The 22,145-nt window shown below is 36.0% G+C and carries 17 protein-coding genes; 1 reads left to right on the plus strand and 16 read right to left on the minus strand.

Annotated elements, in window-relative coordinates:
• Positions 1–10 precede the first annotated feature (10 nt).
• On the plus strand, positions 11–94 hold the full coding sequence (locus EKM64_RS11750; protein ID WP_225420970.1) for a hypothetical protein: 84 nt from the start codon (positions 11–13) through the stop codon (positions 92–94).
• A gap of 78 nt (positions 95–172) precedes the next feature.
• On the opposite strand, the gene EKM64_RS07830 is transcribed toward EKM64_RS11750, so the two are convergent.
• The 16 genes from EKM64_RS07830 to EKM64_RS07905 all read right to left on the minus strand — a co-directional run bounded on the left by EKM64_RS07830 (position 173) and on the right by EKM64_RS07905 (position 22,041).
• Positions 173–1,777 carry a cation:proton antiporter gene (locus tag EKM64_RS07830; protein WP_125677340.1) on the minus strand — a complete coding sequence of 535 codons (1,605 nt, stop codon included), beginning with the start codon at positions 1,775–1,777 and terminating at the stop codon, positions 173–175.
• 153 nt (positions 1,778–1,930) lie between these two features.
• The gene (locus EKM64_RS07835) at positions 1,931–3,412 is read right to left on the minus strand and encodes an MFS transporter (RefSeq protein ID WP_125677342.1); all 1,482 of its coding nucleotides are present in this window, start codon (positions 3,410–3,412) and stop codon (positions 1,931–1,933) included.
• A gap of 307 nt (positions 3,413–3,719) precedes the next feature.
• Positions 3,720–4,409: a 2,3-diphosphoglycerate-dependent phosphoglycerate mutase gene (locus EKM64_RS07840; protein WP_125677343.1), complete on the minus strand. Its 690-nt coding sequence runs from the start codon at positions 4,407–4,409 to the stop codon at positions 3,720–3,722.
• A gap of 121 nt (positions 4,410–4,530) precedes the next feature.
• Complete coding sequence (locus EKM64_RS07845) at positions 4,531–7,968, minus strand: coiled-coil domain-containing protein (RefSeq protein WP_125677345.1); 3,438 nt, start codon at positions 7,966–7,968, stop codon at positions 4,531–4,533.
• A gap of 269 nt (positions 7,969–8,237) precedes the next feature.
• On the minus strand, positions 8,238–9,629 hold the full coding sequence (locus EKM64_RS07850; RefSeq protein WP_125677348.1) for a hypothetical protein: 1,392 nt from the start codon (positions 9,627–9,629) through the stop codon (positions 8,238–8,240).
• A 53-nt stretch (positions 9,630–9,682) separates the two neighbouring features.
• Positions 9,683–10,741: an AI-2E family transporter gene (locus EKM64_RS07855; RefSeq protein WP_125677350.1), complete on the minus strand. Its 1,059-nt coding sequence runs from the start codon at positions 10,739–10,741 to the stop codon at positions 9,683–9,685.
• A gap of 10 nt (positions 10,742–10,751) precedes the next feature.
• Entirely contained in the window at positions 10,752–11,549 is a 798-nt protein-coding gene (locus EKM64_RS07860; RefSeq protein WP_164505335.1) for a YdcF family protein, read from the minus strand.
• A 16-nt stretch (positions 11,550–11,565) separates the two neighbouring features.
• On the minus strand, positions 11,566–12,981 hold the full coding sequence (locus EKM64_RS07865; RefSeq protein ID WP_125677354.1) for a hypothetical protein: 1,416 nt from the start codon (positions 12,979–12,981) through the stop codon (positions 11,566–11,568).
• A gap of 101 nt (positions 12,982–13,082) precedes the next feature.
• Entirely contained in the window at positions 13,083–14,063 is a 981-nt protein-coding gene (locus EKM64_RS07870; RefSeq protein WP_125677357.1) for a peptidoglycan recognition protein family protein, read from the minus strand.
• A 102-nt stretch (positions 14,064–14,165) separates the two neighbouring features.
• Positions 14,166–14,642, minus strand: a complete 477-nt coding sequence (locus EKM64_RS07875) for a sigma-70 RNA polymerase sigma factor region 4 domain-containing protein (RefSeq protein WP_125677358.1) — start codon at positions 14,640–14,642, stop codon at positions 14,166–14,168.
• Between the two features lie 164 nt (positions 14,643–14,806).
• Positions 14,807–15,577: a hypothetical protein gene (locus EKM64_RS07880; RefSeq protein ID WP_125677360.1), complete on the minus strand. Its 771-nt coding sequence runs from the start codon at positions 15,575–15,577 to the stop codon at positions 14,807–14,809.
• An 81-nt stretch (positions 15,578–15,658) separates the two neighbouring features.
• Complete coding sequence (locus tag EKM64_RS07885; RefSeq protein WP_125677362.1) at positions 15,659–17,431, minus strand: glycoside hydrolase family 73 protein; 1,773 nt, start codon at positions 17,429–17,431, stop codon at positions 15,659–15,661.
• Positions 17,432–17,722: 291 nt separating this feature from the next.
• The gene (locus tag EKM64_RS07890; protein ID WP_125677364.1) at positions 17,723–17,962 is read right to left on the minus strand and encodes a hypothetical protein; all 240 of its coding nucleotides are present in this window, start codon (positions 17,960–17,962) and stop codon (positions 17,723–17,725) included.
• 86 nt (positions 17,963–18,048) lie between these two features.
• On the minus strand, positions 18,049–19,119 hold the full coding sequence (locus tag EKM64_RS07895) for an SLAP domain-containing protein (protein WP_125677366.1): 1,071 nt from the start codon (positions 19,117–19,119) through the stop codon (positions 18,049–18,051).
• Between the two features lie 193 nt (positions 19,120–19,312).
• Positions 19,313–20,815: a hypothetical protein gene (locus tag EKM64_RS07900; RefSeq protein ID WP_125677368.1), complete on the minus strand. Its 1,503-nt coding sequence runs from the start codon at positions 20,813–20,815 to the stop codon at positions 19,313–19,315.
• Between the two features lie 173 nt (positions 20,816–20,988).
• Complete coding sequence (locus EKM64_RS07905) at positions 20,989–22,041, minus strand: hypothetical protein (protein ID WP_125677370.1); 1,053 nt, start codon at positions 22,039–22,041, stop codon at positions 20,989–20,991.
• Positions 22,042–22,145: the final 104 nt, after the last annotated feature.

Here is a 22,145-nt window from a genome sequence, read left to right on the forward strand (position 1 = left end):
AGAAGAATACATCAAATTTTGGAATGAAGAACGAATATTCGAAAAACTGGGCTATCAGTCGCCGGTAGAATACCGGAGCTTAATAGCCCAATAAAAGAAGTGCTTTTATTTTAATGTCTCAAAAAATAGTTGCAGTGCCATCGTGAGGTTTTTTTTAATTAATATATGTTTATTACCTGTCGGCTCCATATTTCAATACAACCATTTCGGCCATTGTGATCTCACGATAAAGATTATTAAATAAATCTTCACTGATTTCATGATTCACTTCGTATTGTTTCAAAAGATAAGTCCGTTCAGTCTGGAAAACTTGGCGATAAATAGACATAAGTTCACGTATTTGCTCTGGAGTATATTCGGCATGTCTGACCATTCTTTGCCACTCACTGAAAAACTGACGGACGGTAGTATGACCATTTTGCGATCTTAAATCAAAGGTTACTGCCTCTTTAAATTCTTGTGATATCGTCATTGACCATAAAGATTGAATCCCAGCATCGATCATCTTTTGTCGAATAATTTTCATCTTAGCGTCTGTACAGGCATCCAATTTTACTTTCGGCAACAACCAGTGAAAAATAATTGTCGGAACTAACAAACTCAAAATGATCAATAAACTTTCTGACATCAAGACCAAATTAAAGTCAGCCGTTTTCACCTGCGTTTCTGCAACCGTGAATGCTAAAGCAAATGTCACGGCACCATGAATCCCACCTAGAGCAAAAATCCAAGCCTCTTTGTTAGATACTTTGTGCAAGAATCTGACATATACATAACGGATCAACAAATTTGCAAGATATAGGATAATTCCCATAACGATCCACAATAATGAACCATTATAGTTCACCGATTGATCCATAGTTATACGTACTAACATGATTCCTAGAACTATAAAGACAATACTATTCAAAACATCACTTAATAAACTAACTAATTGACCAATATCACTAGCTAATTGTGGATTGGCCAATGAACTTCGTTCTCCTTCAGCATTGTGTACTAAACCAGCAAAGACAACTGCAATAATACCCGAAACACCTAGACCCTCAGCGCCAAAGTACAAAACAAATGGCGTCATTAAATAAATAATTTTTAGTGGTGTTCCGTTATTGTAAGTGTTATTAATAAAGTTCAATTTAGAACGTAGCATGATCTGTCGAATATAAACGATCAAGGCACTAACTACTCCACCAAAAACAATACCGCCACCCGCTGAATAAATGAAATCCCACAGTGTTTGTGGATAATTAACATAACCATTGATATACCATAAAATTGCCATATTCAATAAGATAATTCCTGAAGCATCATTAAATAATGACTCTAACTTTAGACTGATTTGTTCACGATGAGGTAAAACCCGCCCCATTGTCACGGACTCAGTAGCTGTAGCATCAGTTGGTGTACTGATCGCCGCCAAAATAAAAGCCAATGGTAATCCTACGCCTGTTAATAAATGACTACTAAATCCCGCCACGATCGCACAGAGTGTCACCATTCCCACTGTCAGACTAACGATTTCACCAACATGATGACCAACTAAATTCAACCGTGTATTCTGTCCCTCAAAATATAGCAGTGGTGCAACGATCAAACCAATAAAAATCTCTGAATCAAATTTGTCGATCAATCCATTTAATAACGGGACGATTGCGATCACCGCACCAATCAACATACTAACGTAATTTACAGATAACCTTGGCAACCAACGACGATTAATGATAATACTTAGCATCGCCGAAACAGTCAATACAGCAGTTGAAATAAGTAACCCCATTTGAACACCTCATTTATTAAACTATCAAATATTAATTATTATTCAAATTCGTACAAAATAACCTTCTAATTATTATATTACACATTAATTGTACAAATTATTTTAAAAAATCAAAAAAGAATAGATTCAACTAAAAAGAGTCGGATCTATCCTTTAATTTGCTCGTAGAGCACGTTTTTTTACAGCTTCACGTTTAAACAAATAACCTAAAATCAAAATAACAATAATTATCAAAATCAAGGCAGTTAACATGATGTTATGAATTCCCGAGAAGAAGATCCGTTTCATCTGTGGTACATAAGCTTGTGGCAATTCTTTAGCTATTGCGGCATTACTCAATTTATTCAACATTGAAATTGTAATATGACCATGACTTTCGCGAACACCTTTGATCAAGGCCAAATTCAAAATCACTCCATAAATTGAAGACATAAAAGTTTGACTCAAAATTCGTACTAGGTACGCAAAAGAAGTTGAAACTGGTACATCCCTTGTCTCCACATCAAATTGAACCGCAATCAATAGAGCGTTAAAGCAAATTCCGACACCAAATCCTTCAAAAACTCCCATTACCAGCAAGAAAGTATAACTCGCATTTTGCTTGACTAAATACAAACCAGCAAAGGAAATTAGAAAGGCAAACGTTCCAATTGCAATGATTGAATAACGACTCATTTTCCGTTGCATAAATGGTTCCAATTCGGAACCAATAAAGTTAGCAATTGCACCAGGTATCTGAGTCATTCCCCCGATCAAAGCACTCAAGCCCATAATACCTTGAGCCCACATTGGAATATAAATATTAAATGCTACAAACGATCCCCATAACAAAGCAAATAGGATCAAATCAATGACCAACTTTTCATTCTTAAACAGACGGTTAGGGACAATAGGATCAGCCACTTTGGCCTCAACTCGTGACATCCAATAAATTAACCCTGCTCCCAAAACAATAAAACCGATTGTAACAAATATTGATGAAACTCCTAATAATTGAATACCAATTAAAATTGATGTTAGGCCAAGGACCATCAAGACAGCACCATAGTAATCGACCTTTTCTTCGTTTAGTTTTTCTTTTATATTAAAGAACAATGAAACAATAACAATCGATAATAAAGCCAATGGCAAATTAATATAGAATACCCAATGCCAACTGAAAGTATCAACGATCCAGCCACCGATCAAAGGTCCTACAATCGAAGTTCCACTAAACCCGGCCGAAGCGATCCCAATAACTTGTGACCGACGTTTAATATTCTTGAAAATTTGCGAATAAATAATAAACGGAATGGTATTCATCCCACCAGCGCCGATCCCCATAACACTTCTGGCCGTAATAAACCAAATAATATTAGGTGCTAGTCCTTGAAATAATGCCCCCAGCATAAAAACAATTGTCGCCGTGATATAAGCAACCTTGTTCCCTTTCTTTTCTCCAAACTTACTCCACAATGGAGTGGAAACTGCCATACCCAAAAGAAAAATAGCAACGATCCAACCCATATACTGGATCCCATGCAAATCACTGATGATAGCCGGTAATGCGGTGTTAATGATAGTTGCATCCAAACCCGCCATCATATTAGACAGAACCAGCGCAAACGTCACCAAAATTTTACGATTTCTACTCATACCCCTACTTCTTCCTATTATTCCAACAAAAAATAAGACTCACACACAGTGCAATGTCTTATTTATTTAGTTACATCTTTATTTATAACAACTAAAAAATTGTATAGTGCTTTATTTCTTCTTATAAGTATAGACTTTTTATAAATTTCATACAATTAATGAATAAATTAATAATTTGAGTAATGCAAAAAAATACGACCTCACACTCTTGTGCAGGTCGTATTTTATATTCAACTAGATTAATGGTATACGGTCGCACGGAGGCGACCCCATTAGTAACTCTATGCGATGTAGTCGCTAAGAGTTACTAATTAAGCTTCTTCTTACTTACAACATTCAACTTGTCATCCAAGTCATAAACAACTGGTTCACCAGTAGCCATTTCAACATCCATGATGTCAGCATCACTAATGTTTTCGATGTATTTTGTTAGGGCACGTAATGAGTTACCGTGGGCAGCGATGATAACGTTCTTGCCATCAAGCAATTTAGGAGCGATTTCATCTTCCCAGAATGGAATTACACGTTCCAAAGTAACTTTAAGGTTTTCACCACCTGGAACGATCTTTGGATCAAGGTTAGCATAACGACGATCCTTAGCTGCTGAGCCTTCATCTGTAGCTTTCAATAATGGTGGCAAAGTATCGTATGAACGTCTCCAGATATGAACTTGTTCATCACCATATTTTTCAGCTGTTTCGGCCTTGTTTAATCCTTGCAAAGCACCATAGTGACGTTCGTTAAGTCTCCATGTTTTTGTTTCAGGGATCCATAATTGGTCGCAGCCTTCAAGAGCATAGTGCAATGTCTTGATAGCACGTGTCAATACTGATGTATATGCTTGATCGAATTCGATTCCTTCTTTTTCAAGAAGTTTACCAGCATTTTGTGCTTGCTTAACGCCTTCTTCACTAAGGTCAACGTCAACCCAGCCAGTAAATTGATTTGATAAATTCCATTCACTTTGTCCGTGACGAATGAAAACTAATTTTGACATTTAAAAATCCTCTTTTCATTTCTTATACAACTCCACATTTTACACGAAAAAGGTAACAAAAAAAAGTTATGTTCCTTAAAAGGAACACAACTTTATTATAAAAACGTTTTCAAATATTTATCTATTCTTTCTTTTTAAAATTAATCAATGATAAACCAGAAATTGCTAATAGCAAACTACCTAATAGCGCCCAGATTCCCTTACTTTTTTGACCCATTTGTGGAAGTGTCTTAGCTGTTTTATTCAAATTATTCTGATCATTGTGTGAAATCTTATCCGTTGAATCATAGAACTGACCTGTTTTTGGAACATAAACAATATCATTATAGCCGGCTCCATTATTATTTGATGGAACTTGAACAGTACCATCAGGACCTGGATCATTAGTATTTGTTGTATCTGGATTACCCGGGTTTGATGTCCCTGGATCACTTGGGTCAGTCGTTCCTGGGTTACCTGGATCTGGCGTTCCCGGATCACTTGGGTCAGTCGTTCCCGGATTACCTGGATCTGGTGTTCCCTTAACCTCATTAAGGGTAATTGTTGGGGCCTGTTTAATAGTCAAAACATCAAAACTATTATCGATCGTCTCACCACCAGAATATGTTCCCGTAACTGTTCCACTACTATCAGGAGACTTGTTTGGAGTAGGATTGGTTATTTCACTTCCAGATATTAATGAACCACTATTCCAATCACCAGAGGAATCTAGTATTTCAGTCGAAAAGCTCTTCAATTTTGGTAATGTATCTTCATCAGTTAGATTTGTAGTATCTTCTGAACCCTTTTGAGGTGACGCAGTATAAAAGAAAAGAAACATGGTATTTGCATTAACGTTTACATTAATACCGGTAAACATACTCATAATTTCCTTGATTGGATCAAGACTTGTAAAAGAATAAATTTCACTCAAATTATTAACTTTTAAATCAGTGATACCTTCTGAGCCTGTTCCTGTTCCTGGGACCTTTAATCCCGTCAAGTGATAAGTAATTCCGTCCTTTTCAAAAGACGACACAATCATCCCGTGCAAAATAACACTCAGTTCGGCCAATCTATCTGGACTAACACTATAATATTTAGTACCCGCAGCACTTTCTGCTGATATTTTATCTTCTTGTTCAATTTTGAGCACACTATTATATCCATAATCACCAAATTTATCGCTATATAAATCGATATTACTTCTACCAACAAAGTAATCTAAGTCTTTACCTAAATATGTATTTATATTTATATTTGAAGTACCGTCTTCAATATCTTCAATATTTGTCGAAACACCATCAGTCGATAATTTAGTCCCATCCTTCATATTCTCGACAGCGGCCGCATTATATTCTTCATTAGGTGCACTTTTAGCTAAAAATTCCAACAAGCTATTATAACTAGTTTTAAAGTTTGTAAAATGGGTGTTAAATGTTTCATACTGTTCGTTCACATCCGCTACGTTAGGATACGTATAGGTGATATCACTAGTATCATAGTCAGCCCTGGCATCTTCCAAATTTTTCACCAAATCAGCATAGCTAAGACCTTCACCATTAACTGCCGTTTCATAATTTATCGTCTTTTCTGCTAAATCATTTCCAATGGACTTAAATTTGCTTGTCAAAACCGACCAAGAGTCTCCTTGATAAGCTGCATTATAAATTGTTTTTAACATTTCTTGATCACTGTTAATTGCCAAAACAATATTATTTATTTGAACGATTCGTTGTTGTAACTGAAACTCTGCATTGATAAATGCAAGTAATTTAGGTGTGGCATTCATAACGTCTGTATTTTGAGTAAATTTTTCCGTCAATTCCTTTTGTAAAGCGGACAAGTCTGGTAAGGTCCCATCGATCGATTTAATATCCAGATTATCATTATCTAATGCTGTCTGATAGGAATCTAACGCTAGTTTATATTCAGACTGACTACTACCAATTTCTCCGAGAGTTTTTTCTACTTCTGTTTGAGCAGTATCAACAGATTCTTGCAATTTATCAAAATCTGGTAATGTCTGTTCAGAATTACTTGCTGAAATCACTTTTTTATTATATTCTCCATAAGCAGCCTGCCAAGTTGCCAATTTATCTTGTAAGTCGACTAGGGCACTGTTATATGGTTGGATAACATCCTGCTCTGCTTGCAAAAGATCGTCATATTTCAACTTATATGGTGCTGAAATATTAGTAACTACTTGCTCTGCGGCCTTCATAGTTTCTTCCGCTGTGGTCAAGTCATTTTTGCACTTCTCTACCTGTTCTTGAGCATATTTTATTGCCAGTTCTTTGTCAGCTGGCACCACTGATAAAGCATCCTCTGCTTTTTTCAAGGCATCCAACTTTTTATCATAATCATCTTGCGCTGAAGTGTAATCCTCGAATTCAGTGGGATAATTAACAGACACGTTCAGATAATCTGAAATGATTTTCTTATTATCCGGATTTAAAATGACAGTATTATAGTTTTCCTGCATCTCAGTTATCTTATTAGCCGCATCTTCTACCGCTTTTTGTGCTGCTTTCAGATCTGTATCGTCAGCTCTATCGGGCATTCTCAATCCAGCTAAAGCATCATTATAGGCTTTAACAGCATCCTGCCAAGATTTCACAGCATCCTGATATGGATCGACTTTATCCTGAACATTCTGGTGCGCATCGACTGCTATAGCATAGGATTCTTTAACCTTAATATCTGCCAAGATCTGTGTAATATCAGGAATATCATCCAAACTAATTGTCGCCATAGTTGATCCGGACTTATCATTATAGGCAGTTACCGCCGTGTTATATTCTGTCACTGCCGCATCATAAGTTGTTTTCAAACTCTCTAAGTCAGAACTTGTCATAGTTGAATCGGTGAGACCATTGTTCAAAGCATCAGCTGCCGAAGTAAGACTAGCACTGGCCTGATTAACTTGATCTGATACAGCATAGTTATCCAAATTAGTTTGAACTATCTGCAATTGATCAGTAACATTCTTCTTGAAACTATCGGTCAATTGTTGATAATCCGATAAATGAGTCCCGGTCGTCTCAGTATCCGTAACCTGATTAACAGCGTTTGGTTGATCCTTGATCGTTTCATTGATTTTTGTTTGATATGCATTAATCAATTCTTGAGTATTGTCTGTTGTACTACTAAATTTTGTGGCGTTATTTTGATACTCATTCATGGCATTTTGTAAGGTTGTTTGCCAATCAGTTTGTGATGTTAAATCAGGATTATTCAATAACCTCTGCAACTTAATCAAACTATTATTCACAGTATCTGCTTTCCCATTGGCATCATTAACCTGATTCTGTGCATTTGTATAGTGATCTGATAAAGTAGCTGGAGCCTCTGATTCATTACTTGGTGGTTGATCAGTTTCATTCGGATCCATTGGAGCCGAATTTTCTGATTGTGAAACTGTAATTGTTGCATCTTCATTTGCAGCCGAGACTGTTACTTGATTAATGGTCAAACCGGCAGTAACACCAACTGTAGCCACTGATGCAAAAATCAAATTGTTACTAATTTTAGAAATTCCCCTGTGATTATGGGGTGAATGCTTGTCGTTACTTGACATAAGTATTTCCTCCCAATCATTAATAATTTCATCCCTAAAAAATATAAATTAATATTTATTAAGTAAGCTAAGTATATCAGGATTAGCAACGACTTTGTGAACTTTTTCATTATTGATCAATCAAAAAACAGTTGTTCTTCACTCAATGGAATATTTCCGGGTGAAGAACAACTGTTATTTTTTTGTCATAAGTTATATAAATAATTAGTCGAAAGCGGCGACAGAATTAATTTTTAGGGTATTTCAATAAATAAACTGGATCAAAGTTTTTATTGCTTATAAACTGGTGTCTCAATATCTGACAATGTTGAGATATCCATTTTAATTTTGGCATTCTTATTAAGATAACCATTTACTTTGTCACTACCGGCAAAGACGGCAGTAATCTTATCAGTACCGTTCAATAATTCAGAAATTGATTTAGCATTTTGATCTTGAGTCATAACAACTGGAATGATCTCAAAACCGGCCTTTCTCAAATTGAGCAATTCCTTATAATATTTGGAATCGATCGATACAAAGATAGTAGCAGAGACTTGGCGTAATGCTTGGTGTTTTAACCACCAAACTATTAATTCATCGTCTGATTCAAAAGTATTGATCAAAACATTACCAGAGGTAAATAGCTGGATCAAAGGTTCCTCTTCGGTATAGCTCTTGATCATAACTAGTGTTCCATCCTGACGATAGAAGTTTTCACGGACTACTTTATTAGGATCATGATGATCATAAAATTGAGTGGCGGAAATAACCCCGTTAACATCAAAGATATCTCGACTCAACAATTTACTCTTCTTGTAATGACGAATGATCTGTAAATTCTGATCATTATCTCTGGAAACTTCCATGATCATTTCACTATCAGCATTGAAAATTTGGTCCTTATTATCTCCCATATGTTCAACATGATAGTCTTCTTCAAATGGTACTTCTGCCGGTGTGATGGGAACATTATTATTTCTATCTTGAAGATCATTATACATATTTAATAAGTAGGCACTATTATTGGCCATACCATCGTTTTGGTAATCGACCCAGGTTTGATTGGCATGATCGTCATAAGAAACAGAAATAGCATTAGCGATCAGATTTTTTTCAGCTAAAGTTTGATTGATCTGTTTCCACATTTGTTCGACATGATGATCAGGATCATCAGTTAAATGGTCAGTAAAGATGAAGTAATTACGATTTGGATCTAAGAAAATTTCATTAGCCATTTCGTCGGTCTTAAACCATTTACGTAATGAATCATTGATCGTTTTGATTTTGGCTGCAGCATTGTCACGCATATCAGTGTCATCTACTCCAGAACTACGCAGAACATGATTACTATAACTACGTTCAGCTAGCAATTCATGACGCAGTTTGCTCTTTAAAGAATCTGTTTGCTCTAACACATCTTGTAAATTTTGCTCAGTGTATTGCCAATCATCAGCATTATCAGCTTCGGGAACTTCTTGTTCCTCATAATAATAGCCTGGCATCTCCGGACCTTGAGAATATGATTCGGCCTGTGATTGTGGCTGCTGTTGCTGTTGAAATTGTTGAGGATCATTATTAAATTCTGGCTGAAATTGTGATCCTTGATAAGGCGCCATATTATTTTGCTCATAGTTGCCTGTATCTGGACTATCTTTTTTCTTCCTATCAAAAAATGACATATGCGTGTCTCCTCTATACTCAATAACCTAATTATAATATACGATAAGATATTCTATTTGGATTTCCGGTAATTCTTTATTTTAATTTTATTTCTCTTCTTATTTCCACCGATCGAATGAACTCCTAATATATCTAAGAAGAAGACGAAAATTGGGATTCCAATGATCAATCCCCAAGTTCCGATCAACTCCTCTGAAGCCAAAAGAACAACAAAAGTAAAGAAGATCGGCAAATGAGTCATGCTGGACATGAACTGTGGATTTAAGAAATATGTTTCGATCATATGAATAACGATAATCATGATGATTATATAAACAACATACTTAACTCCGCCAACTGAATAAGCCACGAAACTCAATGGAACTAACGATATGATCACACCAGCTACCGGAATAAGTGACATGATAAAGACCATAACGGCCAATGCGATGATCCCTGGCATCTTCAAGAAAATCAATGTGATCGTTGTCAGAGTAGTATTAACAATAGCAATCATAAGTTGTGCTTCAATAACAACACCAAAAGTATTGATGAATTTTTGACCATAGTAACGAAGATCCTCAAATGCCCAACCGTACTTGCTATTCAAAAATTGACGTCCAAAGTCATTCATTTGCTCTACTTGACTAGTATAGAAGAAACTAAGCAAAAATGACAAAAGAATATTCAATCCGACTGCTCCGACACTAGTAATATAATTTACTAATTGTGTGACAGCGACCTTGATCTGATTATCAAGATTGATCTGTTTTAAGTAGTCATAGACGACTTGAAGATAGGGATTGGAACGCATTTCCTTACTCTGATAAAAATCTTGCAGAGAAGAAAACATTTTGACGGTTTGACTAACTAATTGCGGAACATAATTAGTTATTGCAAAGACCAGCATTGCTATGATCAATAAATATACTGGCACAATGATCCAAACCGGCTTAACATTGATTTTTCTCTGTACAAAACGAACAAATTGAACCGATAAAAATGTAAAAATAAACGTCAGGAGAAACAAACTCATCATACTGCGGAAAAAGTAAAAAACTAACATAACCGCAATCAATAAAGTTACTCGCCTGAGCCTTAAATTAGCAACAAACTTATCATATGAAAACATAAAAATCTCCCTAACTTACTAATGTACTAACTAGAATAACAAACATCAATAGAAATGTCGTCAAAAGAGTGTAGCGACGGTACCAGGCAAACGCCGTAAATTCACGAAACATGGCCGGATATTTGAATAGTTTAAAGGTCTTTGCCTGAACAAAGTTAGAACGCAGATTCAAATCATTCGCATATTGATTTACCCTCGGTACGTGATAATCGCTGGTGATTATCAATATTTGCGGAAAATAGTTATTTTCCCAGTCGGCTCTGATCCTGATAGATGAGTATTCCAAATTCTGCATCGTATTTAGCGATCGAGATTCAACTATAATGACTTCTGGTTCGATCCCATTCTTCACTAAATAATTTTGCATCATTTCTGCCTCAGATTTGGGGTTGGTCGAACTGAACCCACCACTGACTATGATCTTGGGACGACATTTTAGTTGACGATACGTCTCAATAGTTTTATCCAACCGACTTTTAAGATTAGGAGGTATGCGGGTACTCATGATCCTCGTTCCTAAGACAACAATATAGTCGACATCTTTAATAGTAGAATCTTTCCAGAATCTCATCCGGATCATATAGTTTGCCATAATGACAAAGAAGACTAGATTGACAAAAAACATCATCCCTACGATAAAGTTGAACAATCGAGATGCATCCCACAATGGTACACTTCCTAATGCGATCAAAAATATTCCGGCAATACCCATATATAGAAACGGCCAGCGGCTGTACATCGCACGCGCTTGGTAAATCAGTAAAAACTCTATAACTGCAATTATGACTGTCCCTAAAATATAGAACATGAATCCCTCCATAAAACTAATTTACGGTAAATTTCAAGGCTGGAACTTTCAGTGAAACGCCCTTAACTAGCGTCCACGTAATTGTTGTAGAGTCACTATCTGGCTGTCTTAATAGATATAATTTATTGTTTAGCATCCCATAAACTAAAAACTTACCTTTACTTGTTGTAACGGTTGGACTGTTATCACCATTTTGAGCGGCCGTCACCAAAAAGATATATTGCATGTCAGGTTGACTGTTACCATCAATATCAACACCTTTATAATCGCTGACATTCTGATTAGTACTATATTTACCACCAAAATTAACTTCAACATTACCGACTTTTTGTTTATTATTATCAGAAATTGCCGCTACCATTTGCATGAAATCAGCATTCGATTGGATCGGATCAGATAAATAACTTAAATAGTAATTATTAGTCTGAGTTATTGCATCCTGTAAAGAAGTCTGTTTAGAACTAGATTTAGTCAACAAGTTACCCTTAGAATTAGTCTGACCTTCTTGTTCCCTAACCGTGTAGTCACTCGAGAATAAATATATTTGATCAGAATCTTGTTCGATCCTTGTTCTGGCCAAATCAATCTGATTACCAGTCGATTTCGAATTAACTTTTAGGTTAACGCTCTTTGGCAACAAGTGATCCTGGTTTTGACCGTGGAAATAATACTCGATCGTCAAAAGATTCTTAGGTACTAAATAATACTTGCCATAAAGATTCTTCACTTGACCAGATGTGACCAAAGTTGTCATAACTGTGGGATTATCAGTTTTATCATCGATAGTTTGCGCAGCATGCTCTGTCAAAGTCATCTGATAGGTTCCATCTTCATTGATAGTCAAATTGCCATCAGTTCGACGATAATTGATGATCGTTCTAAAATCATAAGTACCAACAAAATTAGTATTCTTAGGCTTTTGTGCCCCATATTCAATATCGGCGATATGATTCTTCATCTGACTGTAACTAATTTTTTGAGCTCTACTTTTATTAACTTGAACAGCCTTAGATTTTTTATCAGTCTTCGTGATATAGGCGAATTTATAAGTATCACCTTGATATTTAACATAGTAACCCTGCATGTGACGGCCATAAACATTTTCTTTGTATGTTTTACCTAGCGTAAATACTAATTTATTAGTGGCATTAACAGTGATAGTTTTTCCATTATCATCCAAAGTATAAGACGGCTTGTTATTATTCACATTAAGTCTTTGAATACCAACCTTATCTCCAATAGCTGACATATCAGTTACATTGGCCTTTTTATCGGCAAATTTAACTGACACAACATTGTCCTCGCCTTGATCTTGATATAAATACCAAGTGTGATTCGTAGCAGTAACCACCGCGTTGTCTTTTTTGCCACATCCTAAAATTACGCTAAAAAAAACCAAAACACTCAAAATTACTAAAAGTTTTTTCCCCATATTTCAAAAACCTTTCATATATATAAGGATATTATACAACGTAGCACTCCAACGAAAGTATAAAAAAAGAATCCCGATCGGGATTCTTATAAAAATTTTGATTAAAATGCTGAATATTGTGAATAAGTATCCATTACCCATTCTTTAACTGATACACGATAATAAACGTGACCATCAAATGTCTTTGTTTCAGCAACTGCCCATGGTGTGTTATTAGCTAAAGCACGCACAGTTTGTTTCTCAGGAAGTCCTGTATCTTCATTAAACATGTAGATAGGAACATAAGAACCATTTGGATTATTAACTTGTGTTACACCAACAACATCTGAGTTACCAGTATTATTATTTGTGTCATCACCGCCACCATTTGTTGAACTGCCGTCTCCATCAACTGAACCTGAATTCTTTAGGTTGTTGTAGTATTGACCAACAAGCTCATCAAATTGAGACATGCTGTAACCCCAGTTAGCAAAGTAGCCAACAGGATCATTATGGTTTGTTTCGCCGTACATCTTAGAAATATCATCATGTGATACAACTGTAACGCCTGGTGTAAATGGCAAGTTGTATTGAATCAATTTAGAAGCTACATAATAAGCGTCATTAGAAACTGATCTAGCGAACTCATCAGTTGTATTTACTTCACAAAGTTCAACTTGAACATAGTTGTTATTGGCTGTGTGTCCTGCACCCCAGACACCATAGTCAGTATTGTGAATATTGATAATTTCATTTGCATCAACGAACGCATGAACATAAGTTTGAGCATTTTGCCATTCACGGTTGAAATAAGTTACTTCATTACGTGCAGAAGCACCTGGAGTAGCTGTTTCGTGAATAACAATACCAATAGGCTTACCAACACCATTAGCGTAGCCAAACCATTGACTGAATGTACCCTCTTCATTTTGAATTGAAACGGGTTTAATATTATTTGCCGCAATATAGTCATTGATTGCTGAAGCTTTTACTGTTTGTTGTATTGATACTTGGGGAACCACTTGGTTCACCGTTACATATCCCGCACCGGCTAGAGCAACTGAAGTTGCTAAAGTAGCCATTAATCTCTTTTTCGATACCATATAAATTATCCTTCCCACCGTTAAATTTCTTAACCACTAAATTATAACAAGTTTTTTTGCCAATTTGACAAAAGTAATAAAGCTGTAATCAGATAGTAAACTTCATGACGCTACCATCATTTGTAATTTACTACGAAGCTTACTGCGCCAATGTCTGAGGTTGCGTGTTGAACAGTTATAACGCTTCGCTAATATTACTAAGGATTCTTGATTTATGAAATGTTCTTGCAACAAAACAATTTCCATTTTAGCAAAATTTTCTAAATCAACATCTTGAATTAAATTGAGTATTTCTGTGGCTTCTACTCTCTGAAAATCAAATTCCTCCAGTGAGTGAACTTCCTTATATTGTTTTTCCTTACGTAACAGATCCGTTAGCTTCCAAACTAATCTTTGATAAAGATAAACTTTGGGATTAGTTTGCTTCTGCGCTTGTTCAAATCCTAAAGCATAAAGAATAACTGCCTCTTGAAAATAATCTTCATAATCAATTCGTGTCGGATAAATATGAACACGTTTTAACACTCCGTGAATCAGACGTTCATTTTTAATTGCCGAGATAAATCCTTGTTCATTCATTGTGAGTAAGCTCCTAAGATTTTTTACTCACAGGCCTGTGAATGACCTAATAATAACGATAACGTGCTTGTAATATTAGTTGCCATGATTGTTATTTATCACGTATTCGACGGTTATTTCAATTTATAGCATATATAAAAAGACGCCCAAACTGGGCGTCTCAACTAATAATTACGTTTAATTTTATTTATTCTTTGTGTATAGATAATTTTTGTCTCTCTATACCCCAGTTCACCCCGACACATTTTTAAAAGTATTGAATCGGTTAAATAATTAACCCCTTTGCCAATATCTCGATAGTTATGAGGCATTTTATCATGTCGTGGACAAAGACAAGTTGAAAAGGCATTTAGGATACTATTGTTATTCATAGGAACAACTTTCAAATTCATCGACTCCATATAAATCATAGTTGATGAAACAAAATATTCAGCCATGACACTGACATCATGCAATCTTGAACTCAAATTACCCTTAGGAAAATCCATTTCGATCTCGAACCCTTGCGTAGATTTGAAACGAGCAACTTTCCCGATCTGTCTAAAATCCTCAATGAAATGTAAACCGATCCAGTCAGCATTATTTCGGCTTCCACCGGTCATTGGCATGTAACTAACATTACCGTGAACCATTGGTAAATAATGTTTGAAATTAAAATAATTTGATAATACTCGAGAAATCATGAAACCTACTCGATTTGTTTGATGAAATTCATTCATTATCTGCTTGGTAGTTCTTTCAACAATAAAAACACCTTTGGTATTATGGACCACGAGTGATTTTCCATGAACTATATTTAAATCTTTGATATCTAGTAGTGCGACTATATTTCTATCTGCCACAAAATCATCATTGATATATAGGAGCTTTATCCCCTGACTTAGTAACCACTTCTTGTCGATCACTTGATTAGAGAACTGATAAATATTATCCATTCTTCACTGCTCCAATATCAAATTTTTTCGTGGTCCAAACACGCGCAAACGCTCCCACAAAAAAAGACACCTTTCGGCGTCTTAAATAGCAGTATAGATACAGTATTTCCCATCGATCCAGCCACCTTGAACTTGATACCAAGTTGTACCATCAACGATTTGTTTAGAATTTACTTTCCAAGTTGTACCATCAGCTAAACGTGTGCCAGTAAACTTATGAGTAGCTGCTGGACTATTGTAAACATTGATACCATAACCTGGAATATAGTTAATTTTAACCGTACCATTCACAGAAGTTACATAGTTTGATCCGGTTACTTGAACATCATTTGCACTGACCCATTCGTCAGATGACACACGATACCAGATCGAGCCATCAGAATGAGTTGATTTCTTATCAACCTTCCAGTCGGTATTAGCGGCCAAGGCACGATTGGTACTTACTTGATGCTTAGAGTTATATAATCGAGCACTTGGCGATGCAATTACGTGAACTACGTCAGGATAATCAACGATCACATCTTGGTCCGATTCATCTGTTGTAGTTTCTGAAGCCAATTGAATATCAGAATCTTTAACGTAAGAACCTGTTCCCACCAAATAATACTTTGCTCCATCATCGCCTAGAACATAAGCCGTTGTGACCCATGAAGACTTGTATGGCAAAGTACGATCTGTTGTAGCATTTGCATTCCCAGAAGAATAAACCACAGCACCATTAGTATTCGAAATTGTAGCCGTATCACTGATCGATACTGGAGGTTGAGTCGTTGAACCTTCTTCTGATTTCAACTGTACATCAGAAGCTTTGACAAACTCATGTGTTGAGACTTGGTAATATGTCTCGCCTTCTGGAGTAACAACTTTAGAGATAACTCTCCAAGGCGTTCCTTCACCTAAAGCACGAGTGCTTACTTGTTGATCAGGATAGGCGTCAGTATATAGCGCTGCCGCACCTTTCTTGGTTACAGTAGCGATGTCATCGATCTTTGTTTGAGTACCATTCACTTGTTGAGTTGCACCACCATTATTATCGCCGTCGGATCCAGCATCAGTTTCGGATTCACCGTCGTATTTTGTTAAATTATATGTTTCGATCATATTATTAAGTGTTGATGCGTAAGTTGGTGCTGTAGCATATTTTCCTTGCAAGGCTGCCGTAGCATCTTTATATGTAGCCGCATTTTCTTTCCAAGCACCACTATAATATTTAGAATCCCATGATACACCATTACGAAGTTTGTTACCATTATCGGCAAATGATTCTAAATAACTAGGATATTTACAAAAATTGGCATAAATGTAGTACCATCCCTGTTCGGCACTCCATTCAGCAGTTTTCATAGTTACGTAGGCACCATTATAGTCACCTTTGATACCAAATAAATTATTTCCTTCAGTGGCCAAAGTTGATGTTCCCCAACCACTTTCTAGAATAGATTGGGCTAACATTACAGATGTATAAACACCATATGTTGCCGCAGCCTTTTGAGCCATAGGAACGGCCATTGATAAAAAGGCCTGTTGTTGTGAGCTCGTTGCTCCGGCTGTAGTTGTAGCTTGAGTTAAAGCTGAAGTCTGTGATTTTAGCAAACTGCTTTTGGCTGCCTTAGCATCCGAAATATCTGATCCTTCAGATGGGGTATCAGTCGAGTCAGAAACCGGTGCTCCCTGTTCATCCATCACACTAGCAACACTTGTATCTTTGCCGTTTGAACCCGTTGTAGCGGAATCGTTGTCATTACTCTTATCGTCTGCTGAAACGGATGCCCTTACGTGGGACGTATTTGATGAAATACCTACTGCAGCCAGAACACTAGCTAGCGCAGTTGATGCTACCCATTTTTTGTTCATGTCTAAATTCCCCTGTTTTTAAAAATTTCTCGTCTAACATTAGCCTACTATGTAACGGTTTTCTGTTCAATAAAATCAACTGAACCGTAATAAATTCTAAACATTTGAGCAAAAAACTTAATATAACTGAAATCATTTCTAAATCTAGGAACTAAATATAAGGGGGTATATATTTACTCTAAAAAATAAAAACCCCTCAGTTGCACAAATTTTCATCAAATAGGTGTAGCCAAGAGGCAATACTTTATTGTATTAATTCCCACTTAAATGCAGAGGAAAAAATTTAAAATTCTATTCATTACGGTCGATAAAGTTAACGTAATCCGCTTCGATCCATTCGCCATCTTGAGCGATACGATAAAACGCTTTACCATCATCACCGATCCCACGGGCATCTGTATACCATGCTGATTGACCTTTAACAAACTTGTCTTGCAACATTTTGCGATCCATTTCGTATGTATCGAATAGGAAGACCACGTAGCGGTCATCTTGGTTTACCTTAACAATACCGTTTACGTTTTCTAGCATTGTATTACCACCTTTTTAAGCTTTAATCTAATTATACCCTAAATACAAAAAAAAACAGGTCCACTTGCGTTAGACCTGCCATTTATTTACTTAATTAAAGTTACACCATCGCCAGCTTTGACGAATTCATTATTTGAAACACCATAGTAAACTCCACCGTGAGCGTCTCTTCCAATTTTATCAACTATCCAACTTGTTCCACCTGATAAGGCGCGAACATCCGAAACTTCTAAATCAGAATTGTATAGTTTATGGTGACTTCCATCGGATAAATCAATTTGTTGTGTTTCTGATAACGGTGTGATTGTTAACTCATGAGCCACTTCGGCATTTTCAATGAAAGATACATTTTCTGCCTTGATCCACTCATTTGTTGAAACACGATATTGTTTTTCACCATCGATCGTTCTTACTTGATCAACTTGCCAATGTGAATTAGCAGATAGGGCTCTATGATCGATCTGCTCGTTATTTTCATTATATAAGTGATAGAAAGAATTATCATGGTTTACTATCGCTACCCCTGAAATTTCCTTTGGAGTTTCTACAGGTGGGGTCACTGGTGTAGGTGGCACTACGTTGATTTTTTGCTTGTCCATGGCACTGTCTGAAACTAAATATATACTAAGATCCTGATCAGAATTATTTACAGTCAATCCTTCATATATACCACCTGCACCACCATTACTAATCCTTTCTAGAAAATTTCCCGCTAGATCATCAAATTGAATAACCACATATCTATATAAAGTTGAATGTTCCGATGTAAAAGTATCTCCTAGTTCAATCCCATTTTTTAAATCTGGATCAGAATAATATTCCTTACCATCATATAGTGTACCCGTTTCTACATTTTTTGCTGTACCAATTAGTGTACCTTTGCTACCTTCTTCACTACTTACTAATTGATATCCCGAAAAATTATTATCAATATTGCTAACTAGGCTACCTTCTTCAACTGTGATTTCAGTTGGATATTGTAAATCGGCAGATTGAATCTCTGATACATCTACTCTACTATTATTCACATTACTTACATTAGCGTCTACGACTGAGCTTCCTTTAATTGTTGTCGAATTAAGTGAAGACGTAATCATAGGGGCTGCTGTGAGTAAAACTACCGCAGTTATTCCTGCGTATTTTATTTTATTTCTCATGCTTGGTCCCTCCTTGGTTATGTCCTTAATTAAATACTACCTGACTGGAGAAAGTTATGCAATAAAAATACTAATACTTTTGATAATTATTTACTAATACCAAGTTCAAAGCTCAAAAAAAAACACGACAATCAATAAGGATTGTCGTGCTACGTCTTTATTATTTAGCCGGCGTTTGAAATAAGTGCAAATGCTATTTAACGACACTAACTCCATCGCTAGCTTTAACAAACTCGTCGGTCGAAACGCCGTAATAAATCCCGCCATGGGAATCAGTTCCAATTTTGTCAACTAACCAGTTGGTTCCTCCAGCTAGTGCTCGAGTTGTTGAAACTTCTTGTTTAGAATTTTCTAGATTGTAGATATTGTGATCAGTACTCAAACTTATTTCCTTGGCTGTATCTAATTTCTTAATAGTCAAACCATCAGAGATCGAACCACCAGAAACAAAATCAACATCTGAAGCGTTGACCCATTCATGTGTTGAAACTCGATATTGCTTTACGCCATTAATAGTCCTTGCTTTATCGACTTTCCAAGATGAAACTGGTGCCAAAGCTCTATTATCAACTTTTTCATTATTATCATTATAGAGTGAATAGTTAATTTTATCGTTGTGCGTTGTAGCTATTCCTGAAGTTGTATCAGTATTACCACTATTTTTAGGTGTAACTGTAACTTTTTGAACAAAGTCAAATGTCGAACCAGCATTAGAAGTAGGAAGCTTATACTGTACCGCATCACCATCAACAGTCAAACCATCACCATCAACAATTACACCCATTGCCAAACCAATTAAATTGGCATTAACTACACGGTAATAAGTACCTGCCAAAAGAGGATCACCGGCGTCTACCTGACCAGTTGTTGAACCGTTCAAATGTTGTTCTGCAGACGCTTCATCACTGAAAAACATTCCATCAGAAGTAGCAGTTCTGGTACTACCAATAGTAGTATTTTCCATATCAGATCCAGCGGTCGTATCAATCAACTTAGCATTTCCGTAATCAGAACTTCGAATATCAGACGCTGCCGTTCCCGCTTTGACGGTGATATCTTTTTGATATTCTAACTTAGATGTCGCTACCTTAGAAGTATTATAAGACACTTTTGTATCTTTAATAACTGGAATAGATCCGTCAAAAATTGGTTTGTTATCAACATAACCTGTCATATACTTCATATCAATATCAACTTTTAAATCAGAATCCTGTAGTGCATTCAAGTTGTCAAGTGTAGTTATTTGAGTGCCATTGGCATCATATATTTTCATGTCAAATAAAACTATATTATCATCCAAATACTTACCATCGGCTTCAGACAAGTGCTGTCCATTTTCAAAAATACCTGTATCTAATAGTCCTCCAACATTTGAAGAAAGCTGACTATAGGGTAAAACTGAACCACCATCAGTTATACCAATTACAGGTCCCATATCGAAACCATAGCCTAATAAGTTGAATACAACAGAATCTTTGTCAAAATTTCTAAATGCTGGTTCTTGAATATTTGCTTTAATTTCATCAGCAATGCTTTGTAATTTTGTAGGATCAATATTATCAATAATTGCTTGATAATCCGGTCCAGGATCATCGGCCTTAACGGTTGTTATTGGATCAATCATTGTTGTAAAAATTGGAGCAGTGATCATTAAAACGGCCGTAGTTATCCCTGTTAACTTAACTATTTTCTTCATGTCGTAATTCTCCCTAAAATTATTTCACTACTGTTAATCCATCGTTAAATTCTTGCCTGTAGAAATTATATCCATTATCCAGAGTATCTTGAAATACCCTCTATGATCTCATTATATAGCAAATGAATTATATACCCATAGCAAAAAAGATGCCTTATTGGCATCTTTTTGATTTATTTAACAACTGATACACCATAACTGTTGTGGATAAACTCATTAGTCGATACGCCGTAGTAAATACGACCATGAGTATCCGTTCCGATTTTATCAACCATCCAGTTCGTTCCAGCATCTAACGCACGATGTGTAATGAATTCTCTGTCTACATTTTGAAGAGAATGATGAGGATGCTCATCTGACACATGAATCTCAATTGGTGTATTTAGTTTAGTAACAATTAACTTCGAATTCATTTCCCCGTCGGGAATATAAGTTACATCAGATGCATTTACCCAACCATGCGTTGAAACACGATACTGTTTTATACCATCAATAGTTCTAACCCTATCCGTTCTCCATGATGAATTTGCGCCTAAAGATCTGTGTTCAGCATCAGAATTGTTGTCATCATAGATACTGTATTTAGATTTGTCGGAATGTGTTGTTACCGTACCTGAGATTACCTCTGGTTTTGGAGGAGTAGTATTTTCATTGTTTTCATTTTCTTTTTCATCCGGATCTTGTCCAATAACTATTTTCTGAGCTACCTCTACGCGTCCATCACCATATCGTATATGATAATGTCCTCCAGAAATCCCATTTGTAGTAATATCGTGACTTCCCAAACTAAAAAACTTTTTAAATAAAGCGTTAGGCTCAAAATACATTTGATACATTCTATAAATTACTGGACCATATTCTAAAGTAAACGTATCATCAACTCCTAAGTCTTTCCACGCATTAGAACTTATATAATCAGTTAGATAAATTTTATTATATGGAGCCCACAATCCAAACTTATTTGCTTCTATTGAATATTGAGGGTTATTAACATCTACAATTCTGCCGTACAAATTAGAATCATCAACATTTAAAATTTCTTTTACTTTGCTCCCCTCTTCAACATATATTTCTGAAGGGAACTGTATATCTACTTTATCAAAAATTTCTTCATTCTCCGCCTGCACAACAGTAACCATATTAAACGGTGTAACCACCGAAATTACGGGGGATAAGGCAACCAAGGTCATTGCGGCGATTCCTGCATATTTCATCGTCGTTTTCATATGTCTTTCCTCCAAATTTGAATTTTGTTCTTAATTTAATAGTAATTTATTACTTGTTATTTACACAAGACAGACCTATATACCGGTTTACAAGTTATTTGCTC

The sequence above is a fragment of the Companilactobacillus keshanensis genome (assembly GCF_003946205.1).
Lineage (GTDB): Bacteria > Bacillota > Bacilli > Lactobacillales > Lactobacillaceae > Companilactobacillus > Companilactobacillus keshanensis.